General features: G+C 36.6%; 14 protein-coding genes. 5 read left to right on the top strand and 9 right to left on the bottom strand.

The genetic code is table 11. From position 1 onward, the window contains the following. The 8 genes from V4538_10190 to V4538_10225 all read right to left on the bottom strand — a co-directional run bounded on the left by V4538_10190 (position 1) and on the right by V4538_10225 (position 6,051). The gene (locus V4538_10190; GenBank protein MES2381398.1) at positions 1-582 is read right to left on the bottom strand and encodes an NAD(P)H-dependent oxidoreductase; all 582 of its coding nucleotides are present in this window, start codon (positions 580-582) and stop codon (positions 1-3) included. Positions 583-594: 12 nt separating this feature from the next. After that, positions 595-1,494, bottom strand: coding sequence for a methylmalonyl Co-A mutase-associated GTPase MeaB (gene meaB / locus V4538_10195; protein ID MES2381399.1), 900 nt, complete (start codon positions 1,492-1,494; stop codon positions 595-597). A gap of 11 nt (positions 1,495-1,505) precedes the next feature. Further along, positions 1,506-2,213, bottom strand: coding sequence for a UMP kinase (gene pyrH, locus V4538_10200; GenBank protein MES2381400.1), 708 nt, complete (start codon positions 2,211-2,213; stop codon positions 1,506-1,508). Between the two features lie 88 nt (positions 2,214-2,301). Beyond that, positions 2,302-3,132 carry a translation elongation factor Ts gene (gene tsf, locus V4538_10205; GenBank protein ID MES2381401.1) on the bottom strand — a complete coding sequence of 277 codons (831 nt, stop codon included), beginning with the start codon at positions 3,130-3,132 and terminating at the stop codon, positions 2,302-2,304. A 134-nt stretch (positions 3,133-3,266) separates the two neighbouring features. After that, positions 3,267-4,022 carry a 30S ribosomal protein S2 gene (gene rpsB, locus V4538_10210; protein MES2381402.1) on the bottom strand — a complete coding sequence of 252 codons (756 nt, stop codon included), beginning with the start codon at positions 4,020-4,022 and terminating at the stop codon, positions 3,267-3,269. Between the two features lie 18 nt (positions 4,023-4,040). After that, positions 4,041-4,427 (bottom strand): 30S ribosomal protein S9, encoded by a 387-nt coding sequence (rpsI, locus tag V4538_10215; GenBank protein ID MES2381403.1) that lies wholly within the window; start codon positions 4,425-4,427, stop codon positions 4,041-4,043. 2 nt (positions 4,428-4,429) lie between these two features. Then, the gene (gene rplM, locus V4538_10220; GenBank protein ID MES2381404.1) at positions 4,430-4,873 is read right to left on the bottom strand and encodes a 50S ribosomal protein L13; all 444 of its coding nucleotides are present in this window, start codon (positions 4,871-4,873) and stop codon (positions 4,430-4,432) included. A gap of 203 nt (positions 4,874-5,076) precedes the next feature. Then, the gene (locus tag V4538_10225) at positions 5,077-6,051 is read right to left on the bottom strand and encodes a hypothetical protein (GenBank protein MES2381405.1); all 975 of its coding nucleotides are present in this window, start codon (positions 6,049-6,051) and stop codon (positions 5,077-5,079) included. 139 nt (positions 6,052-6,190) lie between these two features. Here V4538_10225 and V4538_10230 point away from each other — a divergent pair, with 139 nt between their 5' ends. The 3 genes from V4538_10230 (at position 6,191) to V4538_10240 (ending at position 9,984) form a co-directional block, all read left to right on the top strand. Beyond that, positions 6,191-6,841: a response regulator transcription factor gene (locus V4538_10230; GenBank protein MES2381406.1), complete on the top strand. Its 651-nt coding sequence runs from the start codon at positions 6,191-6,193 to the stop codon at positions 6,839-6,841. 106 nt (positions 6,842-6,947) lie between these two features. Further along, on the top strand, positions 6,948-7,976 hold the full coding sequence (locus V4538_10235) for a hypothetical protein (protein ID MES2381407.1): 1,029 nt from the start codon (positions 6,948-6,950) through the stop codon (positions 7,974-7,976). Between the two features lie 61 nt (positions 7,977-8,037). After that, on the top strand, positions 8,038-9,984 hold the full coding sequence (locus V4538_10240) for a sensor histidine kinase (protein ID MES2381408.1): 1,947 nt from the start codon (positions 8,038-8,040) through the stop codon (positions 9,982-9,984). Between the two features lie 73 nt (positions 9,985-10,057). Here the strand turns inward: V4538_10240 and V4538_10245 are convergent, their stop codons facing one another. Beyond that, positions 10,058-12,196, bottom strand: coding sequence for a prolyl oligopeptidase family serine peptidase (locus V4538_10245; GenBank protein ID MES2381409.1), 2,139 nt, complete (start codon positions 12,194-12,196; stop codon positions 10,058-10,060). 403 nt (positions 12,197-12,599) lie between these two features. Between V4538_10245 and V4538_10250 the strand changes: the two genes are divergently transcribed. Both V4538_10250 and V4538_10255 read left to right on the top strand, forming a co-directional pair. Then, a complete protein-coding gene (locus V4538_10250) occupies positions 12,600-13,556 on the top strand; it encodes a hypothetical protein (protein MES2381410.1) in 957 nt (318 codons plus the stop codon). A 598-nt stretch (positions 13,557-14,154) separates the two neighbouring features. Beyond that, entirely contained in the window at positions 14,155-24,816 is a 10,662-nt protein-coding gene (locus V4538_10255) for a T9SS type A sorting domain-containing protein (protein ID MES2381411.1), read from the top strand. Positions 24,817-24,884: the final 68 nt, after the last annotated feature.

The raw sequence follows: 24,884 nt of genomic DNA on the forward strand, positions 1-24,884 counted from the left end.
TCAGCTTATAGGAATCCAGCGTTTAGCTGTATTTAAACTATAAGTTAAAAAGTCTGATAAGCCTTTGTTGTACATTTCGTTGTCGTTGATATTTCCATTTTCGTCCAACACTTCTTTGGTAAAATGCGATTCGAAAATTTTAGGTGATACCACTGAATAACTGTTGGTAAAACTTACCAGCTTACCCAATACCTGTATTAAAGTAAGGCAAGGCATTTTACCTCCTTTACCTGTAGAAACACCTACGAATGAAAACACTTTATTGTCGAACAAATGCCTGAACTCAAGTGTACCCAGCACATTGTACATGTTTAATAATTCAGGCGTAGTAGTCCAGTTGTATTCAGGAGAAATAGTAATTATTAATTGCGATTCGGCCCAACTATTAATCAACTGCGATTGAAAAGCAGTTAAATTATTGGCATCAATTTTTGCCTGATTGCTGAGAGGTAAATCGTATACAGTAAAATCAATAATGGTTGAAGTATAACCAAGTGCATCTAATTTGTTTTTTAAAGCCCTGGCAGCCCTTATGGTATTGTTATTTGTTCTTGCTGAACCGCTGAGTATAGCTACTTTCATTTAAATAATATTTCAAATATATTTCTTAACATATCTATATATATTAAAGTTTTGCATTTGACTTATTTCTTTCAGCTCCTCAAAAATAACATCAAAACGAATATCTTTAACTCTTTGGTTTTTAATAAGCATAATGGCTTTTTCGGCTAATAATAATTGTTTTTTCTTTGACTGAATATTGGCTGCCTGGTATTTCAGTATCGCTTCATTCAGTAAATCTAAACCTTCATATTTGCTGGCTACTGTTTTTATAACGGGTGTTTCCCAGTTTTCAGTAGCATTGTTATGAGCCAATGCGCACAGGTTTTTATAGAATATATCAGCCCCACTCCTATCCGCTTTATTCAATACATATACATCAGCTATTTCCATTACACCACTCTTAATGGTTTGAATATCGTCACCGGCTTCGGGTACCAATACCAAAACGGTAGTGTCAGCTAAACTCGCTATTTCCACTTCGCTTTGCCCAACGCCAACCGTTTCTATAATGATGTAATCAAATTGTGCTGCTTTCAATAAATCAGCTACCTCAAATATTTTAGGAGCAAGACCACCCAAGCTTCCGCGGCTGGCCATGCTTCTTATGAAAATATTGGGATTGAGAAAATGCTCACTCATACGCAACCTGTCGCCCATGAGTGAGCCTTTATTAAATGGGGAACTTGGGTCGATAGCAATAATGGCTACCTTTTTATTTTGTTCCGTTAAATACTTAGCAAAAGCATTAATTAGAGTGCTTTTACCTGCACCGGGTGGGCCTGTAATACCTATTAATGGAATTGTTTTTGAAAATGTTAATTCTTCTAATAAACTCTCGTATCCAGTACTATCGTTTTCAACCAAAGAAATAGCACGGGCTAAAGCCTTTTTACTCCCTTGTTGTAAATCATGTAGTAATTGACTAAACATGGTAAACTTATCTAGCTAACTAAAGTTCCAATGTTTTCACCTTGGCAAATTTTAACAAAATTGCCTTCTTTGTTCATATCAAAAACAACAATGGCTAGTTTATTTTCCTGGCATAAAGTAATAGCTGTTAAATCCATTACGTTTAAACCTTTTTCATATACCTCCTGATACGAAATTTTATCGTAACGTGTAGCCGTAGGATCCTTTTCCGGGTCAGCAGTATAAATACCATCTACACGGGTACCTTTTAATACCAATTGCGCTTCAATTTCTACTGCACGCAATGAAGCCGCTGTATCCGTTGTAAAATACGGATTACCTGTACCAGCTCCAAATATAACTACGCGGCCTTTTTCCATGTGGCGCATAGCACGTCTGCGAATAAAAGGCTCGCAAATTTGCTCCATTTTTATAGCTGATAACAAACGTGTCTTTATACCATATTTTTCAAAAGCACCTTGCAAAGCCATGGCATTTATAACCGTAGCTAACATACCCATATAATCACCTTGTGCCCTGTCAACAATTCCTCCTGAAACACCTTGCACACCTCTAAAAATATTACCACCACCTATTACAACTGCCACTTCTATTCCTGCATCAACAGCTACTTTCACTTCGCGTGCATATTGTTCTAAAATTTTGGGGTCAATACCATATTGTTGGCTTCCCATTAAGGCTTCGCCACTTAATTTTAAGAGTACTCGTTTGTAAATCATATATATTCTATTGTATAAGGGGTATTATAAATTATTGGCAATATAAGGCAAAAAAAAAGTCCCTTTAAAGGGACTTTTAAATATTTTATTAACCAAGTGCTACGCGCTTAAAAGCAGTAACAGTTAATCCTTTTTCTACTCCATCAAGCATTTGAATAATGGTTTTTGAACCATCTTTTACAAACTCCTGATTTAATAAAGTATTCTCTTTGTAGAATTTACCCAATTTACCTTGAGCAATTTTTTCTAACATAGCTTCCGGTTTACCTTCTGCTAATGCTTGGTCTTTACCAATTTGAATTTCGCGTTCAATAGTAGCAGCATCAACATCACCTTTATCTAATGCAACAGGGTTCATTGCTGCAATTTGCATTGCTACGTCTTTACCAGCTACAAAATTAGCTTCGCTAGCTGGATTGTTTAATGAAACCAATACACCTAATCTGTTAGCAGCGTGAATATAAGGAACTATGTTTTCACCTTCCATGATTACGTAATTGATAACATCAATTTTTTCACCAATTTTACCTACTTGCTCAATTAATTTTTCTGATAATGGTAAACCATCTAACTCTAATGCTTTTAAAGCATCAGCATTAGGAGCTTTGTTAGCTAAAGCTAAATCAGCAATCTTATTTGCGAAAGCAACGAAATCTTCGTTTTTAGCAACGAAATCAGTTTCGCAGGTTAATTGAATAATAACACCTAGTTTTTTATCAGCGCTGGTTTTGGCTATAACAGCACCTTCTTTAGCTTCTCTGTCAGCGCGAGCTGCTGAAACTTTTGCTCCTTTTTTACGCAAAAAATCAACCGCTGCTTCAAAATCGCCATTGGTTTCAGTTAATGCTTTTTTGCAATCCATCATACCTGCACCAGTCATTTGGCGCAATTTATTTACATCTGCTGCTGTAATTGACATAATTATATTTTTGTTTTTATTAGTTTTTTTGAAATGGTTGTTAGGTTTTAACAACACTGAATTTTTATAAAAAAGAGAACTTGAAACTGAATTCAAATTCTCTTTTCAATTTATTAATACTTAAGCAAATTTAATTATGCTTCAGGCGTATTTTCTACAACTGCTACTACTTCTTCTTTGTCGGTTTCAACTTCTTTATCGCGTTTGCGTTCAGCCATACCTTCAACAATAGCATCAGTTAAATATTTAGTGATTAAAGCAATTGATTTTGCTGCATCATCATTTGCAGGGATTGGGTAGTCAATATTGTTTGGATCAGTATTGGTATCAACCATTGCAAAAGTTGGAATATTTAAGCGCATAGCTTCTGCTACTGCTAAATGTTCTCTTTTTGCATCAACAATAATTAATGCAGCAGGAGTACGGTTCATTTCAGCAATACCACCAACTAATCTACGTAGTTTGTCTTTTTCTCTATCAAGCATTAAACGCTCTTTTTTATTGATATTAGTGTATGTTCCGTCCATACCCATTTTCTCAATAGTTTGCATTTTTTTGATTGATTTACGAACAGTTTGGAAATTAGTTAGCATACCACCTAACCAACGCTCAGTAACATAAGGCATGTTAACACGTTTAGCTTCTGCTTCAATAATTTCTTTAGCCTGTTTTTTAGTAGCCACAAACATTACTTTGCGACCTGAGCGAATAATATTTTTTAAAGCTGAAGCAGCTTCATCTAATTTTACCGCTGTTTTATTTAAGTCAATTAAGTGGATACCGTTCTTTTCCATGAAAATGTACGGTGCCATCTTAGGACTCCACTTACGGGTAAGGTGACCAAAATGTACACCTGCCTCCAATAATTCTTCTTGAGTAATTCTTGCCATTTTTTGTGTACCTTTTGATTAACGTTTAACAAATTGGAAACGCTTGCGAGCTTTTTTCTGACCTGGTTTTTTACGTTCAACCATACGAGGGTCACGAGTAGTTAAGCCAACTGCTTTCATAGCTGGTTTTAACTCTGCGTTAAACTTCACAAGTGCTCTTGTAATTCCTAAACTAACTGCTTCGGACTGGCCTGATGTTCCACCACCATCTACACGAACCATTACATCGAACTGACCTAAAGTATTTGTTACTTCAAAAGGTTTCAATGCTGCATTTTGCAAGGCTATTGTAGGAAAGTAGGTTTTGAATTCTTTACCGTTTACCGTGATATTGCCCGTCCCTGTAGTTAGGTACACGCGAGCAACAGCAGTTTTTCTTCTTCCTAGTGCGTTATTCACTTCCATTATTAAAATTTGAGTTCTTTTGGTTGTTGAGCAGCATGCGGATGTTCTGCACCTTGGTATACATATAAGTTACGGAATAATTCCGCACCCAATCTGTTTTTAGGTAACATACCTTTTATTGCATGTTCTACTACGTAAGTTGGTCTGCGAACAAGTAATTGTTTTGCAGTTTCTGTTCTTAATCCTCCAGGAAATCCTGAATAGAATTTATATTCTTTATCGTTTAACTTGTTACCGGTAAAACGAACTTTTTCAGCGTTGACAATAATAATATTATCACCACAATCAACATTTGGGGTAAAATTGGTTTTGTTTTTACCGCGTAGCATGTTAGCTATTTTGGTAGAAAAACGACCTACAGTTTGTCCCTCAGCATCAAATACATACCACTCTTTGTTAACAGTAGCTTTATTTGCTGATATTGTTTTGTAACTCAATGAATCCACAGTATATTCTTTTTTTTAGGGGTGGCAAAAGTATAGCATTCTGTTTTAATTAACAAACACTTGTACATTTTTTTGTAAAAAATATATAAAAATGTTCATTTAACTATTAAGCAGCTAATAATCAATTGCAACCGTGGTTTTTTAAATAAGGGTGCAATGATACTTTTTTTCGGGTAAAATAAAATGTTAAATCTTTTTTTAGGTTAAAATTTATCTAAAAGCGACCATTTTGTTCCAAAACCTATTCCAATACCCAAATTAACAAAAAAGGTTTCGCTTCTATTTCCCGGTTGTTGCCCAATTTCCATTTTTGTGGTAAAAGCTACTTTTCTACCTAAGGCAGCCTGCCAACCAAAACGCCATCCTAAATAACTGGGTTTGTTTTCGCTAATGTTCAAATCGGCATCTTTCAAATAAGCTTGGTTACTGTTAGGTTTAATATCGTAACTTACCAAAGGGCAAAATAGTACATCGGCATAAAAATCGCTTAATACGGAGCGGCCTTTTTTACCCCACGACTCTGCATCTATTATAATATTACATATTGATTTGTAACTTAAACCACCATAAATACCAAATGTGTTTACGGTATAATTTACGGTTTCAAAATTATTAGGGTCGGTTAACACCACTACCTGCCCATTTATTTTAGCACGCATATCATCATCGTTGGCAGCACGTGAATTATTAGCTCCATTATCGGTTCTGCAATTATTATAAAAATATTGTAACCCTCCTCTTACAGCAAAAATACGTCTAAAATTAGCCGGAACGCTTATAAAAGTAGTATGCGTAAAACCTCCTGATGAAAAAGATGATAATACCACACGGGCATTTTTCCTTGCTAATTTATTCACTAAATTAAACTGTCCGCCCAATCTGATTTGAAAATTCTTTGTTAAATCCTTTGGCGAAAAAATACCTATTCCGGCATCGTTATACGCTTTTCTATAATCAACATCGGCTTGGAAACGTTTTCCTAAAAATGCATTGGCATAAATATTATAACCAAGACTCATATTGGCCATATATGCATTGATGTCAAAAACATTGGCAGCGATAAATATATTCTTTGTATCGGGATCGTCTTCCAACACTTTATAACTTACATTTTGTGCATTTAGTTGACCCAACTGCGTAATAAATAAAATAGCAACAATGAATAGATTTGTTTTCATATAGTAGTTTTTAATTTGTGTAGGACAAAAGTAAAAGCCGCATTAATTCTGGTAAATACCGCTATGCGGGTAATTTTGTATCCGTGTTATTGGGTATACTCAATGTAAAACTTATGTTTGTTGCATTAAGGCTACTTTTATGAGTATTGAAAGAAAAAAAGTTTTTATCGTTGATGACCATCAAATAATGATTGACGGTATCAAATCATTACTTAAAATTAAAAACCAGTTTGATGTAGTGGGCAGTACTATGAACCCGCTTGAAGCGCTTGAATTAATTGAAAAAACAAATCCTCATATTGTAATTACCGACATTAATATGGAAGCGCTTTCAGGCATCGAACTGAGTAAAAAAATAAAGAAACAGTTTCCTGCTATAAAAATACTCGCACTGACCATGTTTAGCGACAAGACAACGATTAACGAAATGATTGATGCGGGTGTGGAAGGCTATATTTTAAAAAATACGGGTACTGATGAGCTGCAACTGGCTTTACAAAAAATTGCCGATGGCCATTTGTTTTTTAGCAACGAAGTAACGCAGGAATTGATTAATACGATTAAAAACAAATCCAATATAAGCAGTACGGAAGAAGAGGCTAAATTAACACCACGCGAAATAGAAATTACCAAACTTATTGCTGATGAATATACCAATGAAAAAATAGGTGAAAAGTTATTTATAAGCGAACGTACTGTGGAGACTCATCGCAAAAATATTTTCCGTAAAACAAATACCAAAAGCGTGGCAGGCTTAATAAAATATGCCATTAACAATAAAATAGTTTAGTTTTTATGCGCTATCCGTGCTAACACTGAGTAGTAAATTACCCTTGCAAGGGTATTGAGCTTACGTTGTTAATCGGGCAGTTTTGTTCATCAATAAAATTATTATTATGAACACAACATCAAAACTAAGTAAAGTAATTGCTGCACTATTAATTACAAGTATATTGGTAAGCTCATGCAGTCCTCCAAAACTTTCATCTTACGCTACTGAAACCAATTTAAGTGGTAAAGCTAAATTTGATTTTAACCAATCGAAAATAAGGGCTAACGGTAAAGGCTTTTCTATTGACATGAAAGCCCTTGGTAAAATGCCAAAAAGAATTGCCTTGGTTAGCTTTTATGTAGACGATCCGGGTATTACTGTAGTGTCAGGCTCAAACTACACAGGTAAAACTTATAACACCACCAATACAGGCTCTACCAATGCGCAGTTTTATGCTAACTACTTTTTAAATGCAAGCATTCAAAACATAAAAGAGGGATTTGGTAAATATGGTATGGAGGTATTGTTACCCAATGAGTTTTTAACCAGCCAGGAAAAAAAAGATGCTTACAATAACTTTGTAGTAAAGCATACTACCATAAACAAAATAGGCCAAAGCTTAAGCAAGTTTGCTAAAAACATGGGTAACCTTTCAACCAGCATTGAAACAGATGAAACTGCTGACGGGTATAAACTGGTAAAAATAAACAACAGGGAAACGAGTGATGCAAAAAAAGTAACCGTTCAAGGTAATAACTTAAGTGGTTGTTTTGATGGACAAATGATAGAGTCAGTTGGTTACGAACTGGCACAAGCGCTTGATGTAGATGCAGTATTGATTATTTATAACAGCCAGCTAGCTAATGAAAGATGGGGCAAAAGCAGGTTTTACTTATGTGCTTTAAACATGCATTTATTTGGCCCCAATCCTACTCCATTAAAAGAAGGTAAAAGAGATGGAAATGGTTACAGCAAAGGATTATTTTACTGTGGTGTGCGCATGCCTTTCAAAAAAGGATTACTTATTAACCCTAAACTGAAAGATGAGAAAGAAAAAGAAACTAACGATAATTTAAATATTACAGCTTACCAGAATATGGTAAATGGATGTGTTAAAAAAATGGGCGATTACTTAAAAAAGGAGCTTAACTAATTTATTAGGACAAAGTAATTCTTATTGTTTTCACTTCATTTAATTCATCATACTTATTGTTATGTTAAAAAAACTAACACTGTTACTTTTTATTTTAATTGCAAAGCTCTCCAACAGTATGGCTCAGGTTGATAGTATTGAACAAATACTATCAACTACCAAGATTGATACGGTTAAATTAAAAGCTTACAGTGATTTAAACTGGCTACTATTAAGGAGCAATAGTGCCAAAGCCAAACAATATGCTTTTGATGAATTATTACTGGCACAAAAAATAAACAATAGAAAGTATATAGCACAGGGATATAACGATATTGGTATTTCATTAATTGCTGAAAGTAATTTTAAAGAAAGCTTAAAGTATCACGCCCTGGCATTAGCCATTCGCTTATCGTTAGGCGACCAAAAAGACATTGCTTCTTCGTACAGCAAAATTGGCTATTGTTATTCGGAAATGGACCAATATAAAAATGCTTTGGCTGTTCAGTTAAAAGCGTTATTTATTTATAAGCAGCTAAAGGAAAATCAAAACATCACCTATACTTTAAACAATATTTGCTATTTATATAGCGGCTTAAAAAATTATGATAAGGTGGTTGAGTTTGCATCCCAAGCTTATAAACTGGCAGTAGCTGAAAACGATTCTTTCAGTATTGCCAATGCCCTGCATAATTTAAGCACATCGTACGAAAAAAAGAATGACTTTAACGAGGCCATTAACAATGAAAAAAAGGCATTACAAATATTTTCTTTGCTTAACGATAGTATTCAGGTGGGTGCTACGCTAAACAACCTGGGTTATTATTATAGGCAACTATACCGCGATGAAATAGCACTTGATTATTATTTAAAAGCCCTGAAAATTGCAGAGCTGACACATGATAAAAACAGCATTGGCCTTTACCATAATAATGTGGGTAATGTTTATTTAACCAATAAGGATTATACCCATGCTTTATACCATTTAAAACTGGCTGAAAAAATTTGTACGGAGCAGGATATGAAAAGTACTTTACTGCTGGTATATAAATCGTTTGGCGATGTATATGCTTTAACGGGTAAAGGCTCACTGGCTGTAGAAAACTACAATAAATACACCACTATAAAAGATTCTATTTTTAGTTTGGACATGGCGGAGCAGTTTAGCACCCTGCAAACCAAGTATGAAATAAAGGAAAAGGAAGCCACTAATTTATTGCTGCAAAAAGAAAATGAACTAACACAAGCGGAACTTTCTAAAAGCAATATTATTAAATGGTCTTTAGCTGTTACCTTGCTTTTATGTGTTCCGTTGGTTTATTTGTTTTACAATAGCTTTAAACTAAAACAGCAACGTTTACTCGATAGCCAATTACACAAGCAACAGGAGGAAAATGCAAAAGCCATTATAGACGCGGAAGAGAATGAAAGAACACGCATAGCCCGTGATTTGCACGATGGTATTGGCCAACAATTAAGTGCTGCTAAATTAAACTTATCGGGTCTTAAAAGTGTACTGGAACCAACGGCCAATTTTAATAAGGATATGTTGGACAATGCCATTGAACTGGTTGACGAATCTATTCAGGAAATACGCACGGTAAGCCATAATATGATGCTGGATTCATTGGTTAAAATTGGGCTGATAACGGCTGTTAAAAACTTTATAAACAAACTAAACAATACGGATAAAATAAAAATAAACATTGAAACCTTTGGCATTCATCAACGGCTGGACAATGTAGTTGAAACGGTTGTTTTCAGGATATTGCAGGAACTGATGAATAATATTATTAAACATGCTAGTGCAACGGAAGTAAGTATCCAGATAATTAAACACGATAATGAACTGAGCCTATTAATTGACGACAATGGAAATGGATTTGACACCACCAAAATGGGTTCGTTTGAGGGTATTGGACTCAAGAATATTTTAACCCGTGTAAACTATATTAACGGAAAGGTTTTTTTCGATTCGTTTGTAGGCAGAGGGACTACAGTCACTGTTGAAATTCCTTTAAATACGTAGTCAGGAATAAACATAAAAACGTCCGCTTAACTATTGCTAAGCGGACGTTTTTATAATACAACAATGTTCTTTTCTATTTCTTTACTTCACTTACACCTAAATTCCACAATACAAAACTCCACATATCAGCAGCATCTTCTATCAGCTTGGTGGTAGGCTTGCCTGCACCATGTCCTGCTTTGCTATCTATACGAATCAATATGGGGTTTAGGGTATCGGCTTTGGCTTGTAACTCGGCTGCAAATTTAAATGAGTGTGCAGGTACTACCCTGTCATCGTGGTCTGCTGTCATTATCATAGTAGCCGGGTATTTTACTCCTGGTTTAACATTGTGTAATGGCGAGTATTTTATCAACCATTGAAAGTCGTCTTTTTTATCGCTGCTACCATACTCTACTGCCCAGCCCCAACCAATGGTAAACTTGTGGTAACGTAACATATCCAATACACCTACTTGCGGAATAGCTACTTTAAATAATTCAGGGCGTTGGGTCATACAAGCACCAACCAATAATCCACCATTTGAGCCACCATTAATAGCTAACTTGTCGCTGCTGGTATATTTTTCTTTTATTAAAAATTCGGCTGCACTAATAAAATCGTCAAATACATTTTGTTTTTTGCCTAACATACCTGCTTTGTGCCAGTCTTCGCCATACTCTCCACCGCCACGTAAGCTGGCAATAACATACACGCCACCTTGCTCTAAAAACATAATACGGCTTACACTGAACGATGGTGTTAATGATATATTGAATCCTCCGTAACCATATAACATAGTTGGGTTTGTACCGTCTAGTTTCAAGCCTTTTTTGTGCATAATAAACATAGGTACTTTGGCTCCATCTTTACTGGTATAAAATACTTGTTTGGTTTCAAAATCGTTGGCATTAAACTTCACTTCTGTTTTGCGGAACAATTCTGATTTGCCTGTTTTTAAATCGTACTTATATATTTCGCCCGGGTTGGTAAATGAAGTAAAAGTATAAAAGGTTTCGGTATCATCTTTTTTACCACCAATGCCACTGGCTGTACCTATACCTGGTAAAGCAATTTCTTCTTTGCCTGTTCCATCCGCATTAAAGCGGTATATGCGGGTGCTTGCATCTTTTAAGTAGGTAGCAAATAATTTACCTCCCCAAAGGCTTGCGCCTTCTAATAAATCAGTACTTTCTGCAATAACAGTTTTCCAGTTTTTCTCATCTGCATTAGCAGGGTCAATTTCTATTAATTGGTATTTAGCAGCGCCTTTATCGGTAGTGGCTAAAATTTTATCGCCTATATTATCAACTACAGCATAGTTATTTTCAAAACCTTTGAAAAGGGTTTTAAATGCTTTTTCATTTTTGCTTAAATCTTTCACCAATATTTCGTTACCGCTTGTTCCTTCGCTTATGTATATAAACATAAAACGTTCGTCTTCGGTAATACCTGCATTGAAATAACGCAACGGATGTTTTTTGTCTTCATATACCAACTCATCGGTACTTTGTGCCGTACCCATTTTGTGGTAATATATTTTCATATGCTCATTGGCATTGCTGAATGCTTTTCCTTTCACTGGTTCATCGTAGCGACTATAGAAAAAGCCATTGCCTTTCCAAGTGGCTCCGCTAAACTTAACCCACTCTATTTTATCAGTTAGCTTTTGTTTGCTGGCCACATCCATTACAAATATTTCGTTCCAGTCGCTACCACTTTGTGCCACACCAACGGCACATAGCTTATGGTCTTTGCTAAAAGTAAAACTAGCTAATGAAGCTGTTCCGTCTTCGCTTAGCTTATTCGGGTCTAAAAATACTTCCGGCTCACCTGTTAAACCTTTTTGTCGGTATAAAATACTTTGGTTTTGTAAACCTTCGTTCTTAAAAAAGTAATACCAATCGCCTTCTTTAAACGGGCTTGAGTATTTGGGGTAATCCCAAATTTCTGTCAATCGGTTTTTTATTTGGGTACGGTAAGGAATTTGTCCTAAGTAATTTTGGGTTACTTTGTTCTCTTCCTTTACCCAATCTATTACATCAGCAGCGGTGTCGTTTTCTAACCAACGGTAAGGGTCGGCTATAGCGGTTCCGTGGTAATTATCGGTTTGACTATCTGTTTTGGCTTGAGGATAAGGCAACATGGTTAATTTTTTTTGTTCGTGCTTGGGTGCTTGGTTACAAGCAAAAGTGGCCACAAACGTAAAGGGTAAAATGTATTTTTTTAGCATACGTTAATAAATTATAAAAACAACATTAGGGTATTTTTACATGCCGTTTTTTATTTTTTGATAAATGGATTGGGGGGGTATGAATGGTTGATAAGGTTGAATTGTTATATTGTTCTTTACCTCCGTGCTATTGCTTCTACTAACAACAGGTTCTAGTCCCATAGCTTCCAATAACTATCGGGAAGGACTTGGCCCAAACTAATGTGTTGTTTACATTTATTCAGTAAAAAAAGAGTGTTTTCCTATTTAAAAAAGAGTGTTTCCCCCTGCTAAAAAAGGGTATTTCTACTCTTGTATTTGCCAAACATATCATGGAGTATTGTATTGACAATTGCAACAAATGCAGTGTACCTACTCAAATAAACAAACCTTTCCTTTTAAACACTAATTATTCATTTCTAATATGGCAACCATACAATTTGATTTACCCGTTTTAAATCCATTCAATCATGGCCCTTTAAGTATAGGGCACTATACCGTACCTGTTTCCTTAGAACTAACTGCAGGCGAAAATTCATTTACCAGCGCTCCCATCGAAATTGGTAACTTTTTTCATTATAAGGTATTTGCCCACTTATCCATTCCTTATAGCTACGATCCGGCAACGCAGTATATTACCATTCCAGGACCTGATGATTTCAGCAACAAACAAATAGCCATTCATACCAGCCTTAATGGGCATCCTGACATATTCAGTCATTATATTCTGAACAGTTCCGCAGCCCCCTCTGCACCCTCCAATGTATGGAACGATTATACCGACAATACGCCTATAGTAACGCAAGTTATTCAAACAGCTATCAGGCAAACAATCCATACACTTGTTGAGCAACTTTTGGAGGCAGGTATACAAGGGGTTATTCAAACCGGCCGTGCTCCTGTTGTAACCCCAGATAATTACCAGGATTTTAAAGCCATGTTTAAACCTGAAAAAGCGGATGTAACAGAACCTTCACTGGATGACATTATTGAAGTACAATCAACTGTTGGCTCCACCTACGGAGGAACCATTACATGGGCTATAGACTATGCATTTGCGAATGTTATAGGCTCTACCTACGACCCGAGGCCGAATGGCTATAACTCATGGATCCAGCTTTGGTGTATAACCTGCAATAACGAATATTACCCAACGTCCTGTACTTCTTTAGACTATTCAAATGGTGTTCCACCTTTCGATTGCAATATAACAGATTTTGTTGGCGGCCATGTTATTCCGGGAACAACAGCTGAGAAACCTGTTGTTGGCAGCACCGTTTATATTTACCCTATTTGTAAGCGGCACAATGGTAAAGATGCTATCTATATGTCTATTCGTTCTTATCAAGTAGGTGTTGTGCTTAATAATTACTTTCAATAATATTTTATTATTCGCTTAATAGGAGGCATCCTTGGCTAATTCCAACTCAAACGTTTACCCGTTATAATTCAACGTAAAGTAAAGGGTATGATGTATTTTCTTTATCATACGCTAATAAATTATAAAAATAACATTAGGGTATTTTTTTGCTTGAAAAGGCTATTTTTATAATTGGTTTTATACAAAAAAGACTGTCCAAATCCTCACCAATGGGTGAATATCATTGACTATTATTTTCTGCCCAAAGTATATACTCGGTTACACTTTTAATTTCGTTTTCCAGTATTACATTTTTTGAAAGACTTATTCAACGTAATCGTTCTATTTGTTTCGTGTTTAAGACCTCTCCAATACCGTAATCACCATCTTCGTTTTTATCATTTCTATAATGATATCTAATTTTAATTGGCCGTTTTCGTTCTGGATACACCATTTGTTAAAAATAGTTGGGCATTTAAAATTGATTTTGAATATATCTTATCGATTTAATCTTTTTAAAATACTTATTTACAGCACTTTAAATACATTAAAACATCTTCATTAGTAATTTAACATTCAAAAAACTATTTCTGTAAAACTGATTTTAATTATACACCTTATGGAAAGAACAACTACTAAAATTATTATTAAAAATTTTTGTACCTCTTTTAAATTCAAAGAGTTAATAATTGGCCACCAACCAATGACTCTTATAAAGAGTGTAAACTCCTCCTTTCAGCGTAGACAGAAAACAAATGTGTTGCTCCTTATTTTATTTTTCTTAATACAAATAATAAGTAATGCCCAAACTGCTGTAACTATACCACCCCTTTATAATTTAAATGCGGGTGGTGCGGATAATGCTTTTCCATTAAATAGTGCTACTTCCAATCAAGTACAATGGGTGTTTGCGCCCGGAGCTTTCAATACAAATGGAACAACTGGTACTCCTGCCGGATCAGGATCCATTACAAAAATTTATTTTTTACTTGGAGGCACCACCAATAATGCAACCGTTTACAGTAATTTCACCTTGAAATTAGCACAAAATGTGGGAACAATAACGGCATGGCCTTCCATTGCTTTTAACCCAGGTATGACCACTGTTTTTAGTGCTCCCTCTTTTACAATAACGGGTGCCGCTGCTGGAGCCTGGATTATGGTTCCCCTTACCACCCCATTCAGATACGATCCAACCTTATCATTGGTATTTGAAATGAGCGTTACTGCGGGAACTGGCAACCAAACACGACAAACAACTATAACGGGTAATTCGCGGGTATTTGGCCCTTCAGGTGGTGCCGCCACCGGTTCAGCTACTGGAATGCTAAACTTTGGAATTGAGGTAGTAAACCTAGCACCCAATGATGCTGGAGTTATAGGATTTGATGAACCCACGGCTCCAACTGTGGGATTTAATACAATTATTGCTCGGGTAAAAAACTTTGGAAACAATGTAATTAATACGGTAGATGTAAACTGGTCAGTTGATGGGGTATTGCAAACACCTGTTACTTATAATACCGCACCAATAGACACTGTAAATGGCACTGGCAGTACCACTGCCGCAGTAACCTTGGGTACTTCTCCATTTACAGCCAATACACTGCACCGCTTTAAAGCTTGGACCAGTATGCCTAATAGTGTTGCAGATACGGTACTTTCAAATGATACTAATGCAAGAATATTTAGAACCCCGGCTTTATCAGGCTCCTTTACAGTTGGTACTACTGGTGATTTTGTAAGCATTACAGAGGCCATTTCTGTGCTGAATGATATTGGAGTAAACGGTCCTACCACTTTTCAATTAATAGATACGCTTTACAATGTTGCCAAAGGCGAAGTGTTCCCATTAACTTTTTCTAATGTTACAGGTAATTCAGCTGTTAATACCATTACCTTTAAACCCGCTTTTGGCAATAATGCGGTTATAGTAAGCAATACTGGTAACATCATTAATTTTTCTGGCAGTAGAAACATTATTTTAGATGGTAGAGATTCCTCTAACAACAACAATAGAAACCTAAGTATAATAAACACGTCTTTAACAGGCACTTTAGTTGCCCTGCAAAATGATGCTATTAGCAATACCATAAGAAACATCAATTTACGCAGTGCAAACACTTCTACAACAGCAGGTAGTATAAATATTTTAGCTTCAACTGGTTTTATAGGAAATGATAGCAATAGAATTGTAAACAACTATTTTGGCCGTTCTACCGCTGGTAATTATGCAATTGGTATTCTTTCGCAAGGCACATCAGCCATTGTACAAAATAACACCAATACCATTAGTGGCAATGAGTTCAATAGCTTTTCGTTTAATGGTATTCTGGTAAATGGAACCAATACAGGAAATGGTTCTTTTTGGAATATAAGCAATAATAGTTTTTATGATACTGCCACCACTACCGTGCAAACAACCACCTGGAATGCCATTAACTTTATTCCAGGTACAACCAGTGGCTCTGTAAGCAATACTATAAACAATAATTTTATTGGCGGTTCCGCTGCCAATACCGGAGGCTTGGCATTTAACAATAACTCCGCCATAACCCGTGTAGCATTGCAGGTAACCACCACTTTAGGTGGGGCAAACACAATTTATGGCAATGTTATCCGCAATTGGTATTTGCCCAATACTATCAATACCTTGTCATTTACAGGCATACAATTATCTGGCGGAGTAGCCAATATTGATAGCAATACTGTTGATTCTTTCCTATCTTTTAACAACGCTGCTTTAATTGGTATCAATGCAACACCAACTGCCAATTACAGCATAACCCGAAACCAAATTAAAACATTATCAGTGTATAATGTTTTAACTACTGCTGCTATTAGAGGAATTACCCTGAGTGGTGGGCAAGTTGTAAATGTAAGTAATAATACTATTAAAGGCTTTAGAACAAATGCTAATAATACAGGTACCACTACTGCTGCTTCTATTGTTGGCATAGGCTCTTCGGCTTCAAGTAATACGGTTACAATAGCCAATAACAATATAGGCACACCAAGCGAACCTTTGAGAAACAACCACAACAGCGTAAGTAGCTGCCTTTTAGTAGGCATTGTGGCTACCGCTGGTACCAATACAATAGAAAACAATACCATTGATGGCATACATTTAGATAGTTTGGCTACCACCTCAGTGGGAACTACAAGTAGTGCTGCAATCAATGGTATTTTAAATTCATCAAGCTTACCCGGCCAAATTATTAGAAACAATATAGTAAAACATTTATACCAACGCTCGGCACAAGCAGCACAAACTACCCAAATAAATGGAATTTGTTATGTAAGTAGCGGTTTTACTACTATTACCAATAATACAGTTTATGGTTTATTTACCCGTTCAACCAATACAAATACAAGCACTTCTTGTGCTTTAAATGGTATTAATTTTGGCTCATCAGGTCAGGCTTTAATTACCAATAACTATATTGATTCTTTGGCCATTTCTCCGGTAACCCCAACTACTACTCAAGTGAATGGTATAATTGTTTCTGGAACAAGTGGTAACAGGGTTGCGAACAATACCATTAAAACCTTATACAATGCATTTACAACAACTAACCCGGGTATAATTGGTATTCAATATGTTGCTAGTGCATTAAATAACGAATGTGAAGGCAATACTATTTCCGGATTAGTAAATACACATACCAGTACTACTGGTGCCGTGCAAGGTATCCGTTACCTTTCATCTACTACACTATTGGGGAATAACTCTTTCTGTAATAATAATTTTGTGCATAGTTTTAGCAGCAGAAGTACAACGGCTACGGTATTAACAGGTATTGAAGTAGTGGCAAATAGTTTTGCCAGTTTTAGTAATAACCTAATCCGTTTAGGTATTGACACTACTGGCAATCCATTTACAGGACCATTTACCATCAATGGTATTAACAATACGGTATCAACTGCTACTTTTACCAATAGATTTTACCACAATACTGTATATATAGGAGGTACACCACTAACAGGCACCTCTGCTACAGCAGCTTTCCGTTCTAGTTTTGGCTCATTAGCTGCCCAAGATATAAGGAATAATATTTTTGTAAATTTGGTACAAAATACGGGAGGAACCGGAAGTAACTATGCAATTAATATTGGAAGTGCACCAGTTACTGTACAAAGTATTATTAATTACAACATATTATGGGCTGGAACTGGTTTAACAAATAACTTTATTGGTGGAGGCCCAGGCAATGCTACAAGCATGTTAGGTACTGCCGGTTGGAGACGATTAGCGGGCATTGACTTAAACAGCGTGCAAGCTAACCCTGGTTTAATTGCACCAAATGTAGCATCAGGAAGCATAAATTTACGTCCTGCCACCAATAATGTAGGTGAAGGTGTGGGTGATAACGCTTTAACATTAGCCATCAATACTGATTTTGGAAACAATAATAGAATAACAAATACACCTGTAGATATTGGTGCATGGTCATCGGCCACCAATACACTAAGTGCAGATTCTATTGCTCCTCTAATTAGTTATACTTCTCTTACCAATACTCCAAGTATAGTAAACAGAACTTTTACGGCCACTATAGTAGAAGTGGGCTCTGGTATAGAAGCAGGCACTTTTAGCCCTAAGGTGTATTTTAACAAAAACAATGGTACCTTTTTCTCTACCAGTGGAGCATTAGCCAGCGGAAATTATAGAAACGGAAACTGGACATTTACCATTGATTACTCATTATTAGGTGGTGTAATACCAACTGACGTAATTCGTTACTATGTAATTGCACAAGATAGTACGGGCAATTATGCTTCGCTTCCGGCTTATGCGGTAGCTGCTAATACCAACACTGTAACCAATGCTCCAGCTACGCCAAACCAATATATTATATCCAACCCTATACCACTTACGGTAACGGTAGGCGCTACCGGAAATTATACTTCATTAACCGGTGCATCAGGTTTATTTAATGCCATTAACAACAGTTTATTGCAAGGCAACACTACCGTACTATTACAAGGAGGAACTACCATAACCGAATTGGGTTCTGTTGGCTTAAACCAATGGCTTGAAATTAATGCAGGGGTAATAGGTAATTTTGGTTATACGCTTACCATTCGCCCATTAAACAATACGCAAGTATTAATGACAGGAGCTGTAACCACTGCTGATGGAATGATAAGACTAAACGGGGCAGATAGAGTTCGTTTTGTAGGTTTCTCTACCACCGGAACCCCAACTGACACTAATCTTTTAATTAGAAATACCGCTACTTCCCAACCCGTATTAACCATGCTGAATGATGCATCGGACAACACTATTACCAATGTAATTTTTGAAACCAACAATACCAGTACAGGAGTAATCAATGGTGGGGCAGTAAGAATAAGCTCAACTTCCCTCATTACCGGAAACGATAATATTGAAATTAGAAATTGTCATTTTAGAAGATTTGCCAGCGGCTTAATCCCTACTATATTGTTTGCCGCGTCTGGCACTACCGGTGTAAATAGAGAAAATGAAAACCTGCTCATTGAAAATAGTTATTTTTATGGCTTTAACACCAGTGCCATTTCTATTGGTTCTGGTACAGGAAATAATTATAGAATAAAGAATAATGTATTCTTTCAGGATACAGCAAGTATTCATACTACTTCGCCATTGGTTATTAACTTTATACCTGGTAATCTTTCAAACAATGATACCATAAGTGGTAACTTAATAGCTGGTAATAATTTTGGTGGAACTGGCGAATGGTTTGGCCCCGCTGCTACTAGTTTTACCTTTATAGGAATAAATGTTACAGCAGGCGCTATTACAGGTACCTTTATTGATAACAACCGTATAGCCAATATAAACTTTACCAATACCGCAACAAATAACTTTACCGGCATTATAGTAAACAATGGCGGTGGAGTAGCTACTATTACTAATAATTATATAGGCGATACTTTACTTACGGACAATATAAAACATGCTGGCAACGGAAGTACGCTTGCCATTAGTTGTCAAACAGGTTCTAATAGTATTATAAACAATAATATAATTGCCAACATAACCAATACAAGCAATATAGCCGCTAATACCACGGTAGTAGTAAATGGCATACGTGCTTGGAATCAAACTGCAATACTCCAAATTAATAATAACCGCATTATTAATTTAAGGGACTCTTCGCTCAATGTAGGTAGCAATACAGCAGCCCCTGTAATGGGTATAAATATAAGCAGCGGTACTACCAGTATTCAGGTAAATAATAATTTTATTAGTGGATTGACCAATTTATCAAGAACGGTATCTACATCATCTCAGGTATTGGGTATTTTTAATGCAACAGGTTTACCAAGCATTACCAACAATGTGGTTGAAAACTTAAACGCATTCTCTACCAATACCGGTACCACTACTACTGCTACTTTAATTGGTATATGGAGTTCGTCTTCTAGTCCCGGACAAACTATATCGAACAATACGGTAAGGTATTTAACTTATAACAATCCGGCCCCTACAAACGCACAGGTAATAGGCATTATGCAATCGTCAGGAAGTGGGCATACTATTAACAATAACTTGGTACATAATATCCTGTCAAATAGTGTATCAACCGGTACTACCGTTTCGTCCGCTATTATAGGCATTATGCACAATGGCTCCGGTAGTGCATTAAACATAAATGGCAATACGGTGCATACTTTAGAAGGGCAAGGATTGAGTGGCACTGTCAATTTAGTAGGTATTTTATACCAAGGAACAACTACGGTAGTTACTAATTTTGTTACCCGCAACTATATACATAGTTTCAAACTGGCTACTACAAGTGTTGGCAGAATGATTGGTATTCAACAAAACTCTGGCTCATTTACCCGATACGCCAATAATATGGTACGCTTGGGAATAGACTCAAGTGGTGCTTTATATACTGGTCCTTATGAAGTATATGGTTTCTTGAATGATGTAACAGGTAATTTTGAATATTTCCACAACAGTGTATACTTAGGTGGTGCACCTGCTACTGGTGCTAGCGTTACTGCTGCCATTAGGTTAAGTGGCACACTAACCGGAACACAATTGTATGACATAAGAAATAATATTTTGGTGAATAATATTGCCAATAATGGTGGTTCAGGTAAAAACTTTGCTATTAGATTAGCTGCATTACCAGTAAATCCTAGCAATTTGATGAGTAACTTTAACTTACTACTTGCCAATGGCACTGGTAGGCATATAGCCGGAACTAACACAATAGACTATACTACGCTTACGGGTATTGCCGGTTGGTTAAGAGGTAGTGGATACGACTTACAAAGTGGTACTACCAACGACTCTTTATTCCTGAACTCTACAGGACCCGCTTTTGATGTAAACCTACGCTTAGAAGCCAATAACCCTGCAGAAGGTGCGGGCGACCCTAGTTTAGCTGCTATTGTTACCACTGATTTTGATGGCAACTTACGTGCTACGCTAACTCCTTTTGATATTGGAGCCAACGCTGGTGCATTTACACTGTCAGCCGATGTATTTCCGCCTAGCATTAGTTATACCCCTGCTACCAACCAAGGTGATTTAACAGGACCTTTAACCATTAGCAATGTAAATATTAAAGATAACGTAGGCGTTCCATTAATAAATGGTGTTAGTATGCCTAGAATATACTTTAAAAAAGGAGTTGCTGGTACGTATGCCAGCACAATGGCTATTGCATATACAGGTAATGAAAGAAATGCTAATTTTACCTTTGAAATACAATATGGTATTTTGGGTGGTGTAAATACAGCAGATACTATATTTTATTATATAATAGCGGAAGATAGCTTAGGAGGAAACATTTGCTCTCAAAAACCCTATGCCATTGCCAGCAATGTAAACACGGTTACTAACGAGCCACTTAATCCTGACTTTTACATTTTTTTACCTGTAATTCCTGCTAATAGTTTATTTGAAGTGGGTGCCGGACAAACCTACACTACTTTAACAGGTACAGGAGGCTTATTTGAAATGCTGAATGGCAATACCATTGGTGGTTCTATTACGGCAGTTATTAAAACAAATACTACTGAACCCGGTACTTTTGCTTTGAATCAAATAGGAGAAGATGGTGCAGGAGCTGGAACTTACACCTTAACCATAAGACCAGATTCAACGGCTACCACTGCCAGAATTATAAGTGGAAACATAGGTACAGGTATATTAAAACTGAATGGTGCAGACAGGGTAAAAATAACAGGTGTGCCACACCAAAGTAGCAATACAGCTCTTAATTACCTTACCCTGCGCAACAGTAATAGCTCAGGCCCGGTAGTGCTTTTTGTAAATGGTGCTACCCAATGCAGACTGAATAACTTAACTATTGAAACGGCAAACAACTTGGGTGTTGCATTAAATGCTGGCGGAGTTTCATTTGCCGGTACTACCAATAGTTTTGGCAACAGCATGGATAGTATTACCAATTGTACCATTAGAAACGATCAGTCGCAAACTTTTCCTAATGGTATTCCGGCTATTTTAATAGGTAGTTTCCATAGTGGATTGGTGTTAAATAGCAATAATGTAATAAGCAATTGTAATTTACTCAATGCCTCTTCTGTTTACGTAAATGTAGATGCTGGTTCGGGTAATGCCTGGAATGTATCGGGCAATAGTTGCTATATTAACTTACCGGTAATTACAGCCAATCCTTTACCTATTAGGTTCAATGGAGGCATCCTTTCCGAAGGGCATACCATAAACAATAATATAATTGGTGGTACGGCCGCAAACGGAGGTGGTGCAGCTTGGACAAGTAATGTACAAGCCGCCTGGAATCAAATACAACTGAATGTAGGTAATAACATAGCCAGTACGGTAAATGGAAACAAAATTGTAAATATAAATTTTGCTCAATCGGCCTCAGGTACTCAATGGAATGGTATAATAGTAAGTGCAGGCAGAACCAATATTATCAATAATATGATTGGAGACTCTACCAACCTTACCTCAATTCAACTCTCCCCTCCAACCAACCACAATGCCATTGCTATTACCAGCACTGTTAATGTACCCACTACTATTAGTGGAAACAGAATAGTTGGATTCTTTTTAAACAGCCCTGGTAATACCGTAGCTTTTAATGGTATTACTGTAGCAGGTGGTATTACTACCATTACTAACAATATAATTGGAGCAGCAACTATTGCCAATAGTATAGTGTGCAATGGTAGTAGTACCGTACGTGGTATTAATATTACCACACCGGTAAATATTGACCCGGGAATTATTATTAGCAACAATACCATAGCCAATATGAGTGCTAGCGGTACCCAAAATACAGTAAGTATTGGAGGTATTTTACAAGCAGGCTCTACAGTAAGTGTTATAACTGGCAATAGGGTGTATAATTTAAGCGCTTTATCAAGCAATACTTCTTTAAGTAGTGCACCTGCCGCTTTTGGTATTTCATTAGCTGCCGCTACCAATCTTGGACCAGCAATAGCTAACAATACAGTATATAATATAGCTGCAAATAACAATTCTGCTGTGCTTACCCACGCCATGGGTATTATTATTCAAAGTGCCAATGGTGCACGCGTAAATAATAATAGGGTGTATGATATTAGGAATTTAAGTACTGCTACATCTATTAACCCGATGGCAACTGCTAGTGGAATTATTGTATTTGGTATTACTAATGCTATTGATATTTTAAACAACCAAATAACTTTGGGCAATGCACAAACCAATAATATCCAATACAATGGTATTTGGCAAAACACATCTGGTGGTTTCAATATTAATTGTTACTATAATAGTGTATTAATTACTGGTAATAATGCAGCTGGAAACCTAAATTCTTACGCATTCCACAGGGGGGCTAATAGTGTTTCTGAGATTACTTCGGGTATCACACTCATTAACAATGCGCTCTTGAATAATCGTACCGGAGGTACTGCTAAAAACTATGCCATTGCCAATGAAATTTCAGGTATACCTACAGGAAGTGGTTGGTTAAATGTAAACTACAATATGCTGGCTTCTGCTGCTGCCAATACTATTGGTTTGTGGGGAGCTACTGATATGAATATGAGCAGTTGGAGACTTAACAGCTTAAGAGATGCCAACTCATGGGCAGATTTAAGTGCAAGTGTTAATCCAAGTGCGCTATATGCCGATGTAGCCACCGGAAACTTAAACGTAGTAACTACTGCATCACAAAACTGGTATTTAAATGGTAAAGGAATTGCAGGTAGCATTTCTGCAAACATTAACACTGACTACGCTGGTAATACACGTGGTACAACACCGGGCATAGGAACAGATATAGGAGCTACAGAATTCTCTTCGTCTGCTACTCCACCAGCAGTAACTGTAAGTGGAGCACCGGCACTCAACGGAAGCAGTACCATTAGTTTTGCCAATAGAAACTTGGCTACCATTAGTTGGGGCAATACAGGCACAGTGCCTACAAGTATTACCGGAGCATATTATAGTGGCACTAACCCTCCTGCTACCCTTCCGGGTACCCGTTTCCTAAACGCTTACCTAGCACTCAGTGCAACAGGTGGCAGTGCCTATAGCTATACTTCTACCATTAATTACGACCCTGCTTTATTAGGTACCGTAGTTTCTGAAAGTGTATTAAGAGGTGCTACTTATAATGGCTCTTTCTGGTCAGGATACCCAAGTTCTACAGTAAATACTACAGCTAAAACCATAAGCATACCCACTATAACCAATAGTGTGGGTGTATTTACGGGTACCGATGCCAATGCATCTTTGCCTGTTCAGTTAATTCAGTTTACAGCCAACCCTGTTGCTAAAGATGTATGGCTAAACTGGGTAACGGCAAGTGAACTTAACAACAAAGGTTTTGTCGTAGAGCGTTCCGTAAATGGTAAAGACTTTGAATATGTAAACTTTGTAAAAGGAAAAGGCAACAGTGCCAATACCCATAAATATAACCTTAGCGACCCATTGGCTTTGGAAAAAGCAAATACCTTATACTACCGCTTAAAACAAGTGGACTTTGATGGAGCCTATACTTATTCCAATATTGTAAAAGTTAGTATATTCCATACAGAACCTTTTGCAATAAAAGTTTTTCCTAATCCATTTACAGAGAACTTCCAATTAGAATTGGTAACACCGGAAAATGGCATAGCCGAAGTAAGCATTAGCGATATTACGGGTAAAGAGGTATACAAAACTACTTTAAACCCATTGGCAGGTAAAAACATATTTGCTATGGACAATATAAGTGCATTGCATGGTGGCATTTACTTTATTAAAGTAAGCCAGGGCAATAACCAAAGCATAACCAAAATAGTTCAACTTAAATAAGCTATTGCTATAATTATAAAACAGAAAGAGCAGCTCTCGGGCTGCTCTTTCTGTTTCAATGAATATCG

The organism is Bacteroidota bacterium (assembly GCA_040388375.1).
Classification (GTDB): Bacteria; Bacteroidota; Bacteroidia; order UKL13-3; family UKL13-3; genus JAAFJM01.

Excerpts from the sequence above, each read along its gene's own strand:
- V4538_10190 (MES2381398.1), bottom strand. The coding sequence starts at position 582 with ATGAAAGTAGCTATACTCAGCGGTTCAGCAAGAACAAATAACAATACC.
- meaB (MES2381399.1), bottom strand. The coding sequence starts at position 1,494 with ATGTTTAGTCAATTACTACATGATTTACAACAAGGGAGTAAAAAGGCT.
- pyrH (MES2381400.1), bottom strand. The coding sequence starts at position 2,213 with ATGATTTACAAACGAGTACTCTTAAAATTAAGTGGCGAAGCCTTAATG.
- tsf (MES2381401.1), bottom strand. The coding sequence starts at position 3,132 with ATGTCAATTACAGCAGCAGATGTAAATAAATTGCGCCAAATGACTGGT.
- rpsB (MES2381402.1), bottom strand. The coding sequence starts at position 4,022 with ATGGCAAGAATTACTCAAGAAGAATTATTGGAGGCAGGTGTACATTTT.
- rpsI (MES2381403.1), bottom strand. The coding sequence starts at position 4,427 with ATGGAAGTGAATAACGCACTAGGAAGAAGAAAAACTGCTGTTGCTCGC.
- V4538_10225 (MES2381405.1), bottom strand. The coding sequence starts at position 6,051 with ATGAAAACAAATCTATTCATTGTTGCTATTTTATTTATTACGCAGTTG.
- V4538_10230 (MES2381406.1), top strand. The coding sequence starts at position 6,191 with ATGAGTATTGAAAGAAAAAAAGTTTTTATCGTTGATGACCATCAAATA.
- V4538_10235 (MES2381407.1), top strand. The coding sequence starts at position 6,948 with ATGAACACAACATCAAAACTAAGTAAAGTAATTGCTGCACTATTAATT.
- V4538_10240 (MES2381408.1), top strand. The coding sequence starts at position 8,038 with ATGTTAAAAAAACTAACACTGTTACTTTTTATTTTAATTGCAAAGCTC.
- V4538_10245 (MES2381409.1), bottom strand. The coding sequence starts at position 12,196 with ATGCTAAAAAAATACATTTTACCCTTTACGTTTGTGGCCACTTTTGCT.
- V4538_10250 (MES2381410.1), top strand. The coding sequence starts at position 12,600 with ATGGCAACCATACAATTTGATTTACCCGTTTTAAATCCATTCAATCAT.
- V4538_10255 (MES2381411.1), top strand. The coding sequence starts at position 14,155 with ATGGAAAGAACAACTACTAAAATTATTATTAAAAATTTTTGTACCTCT.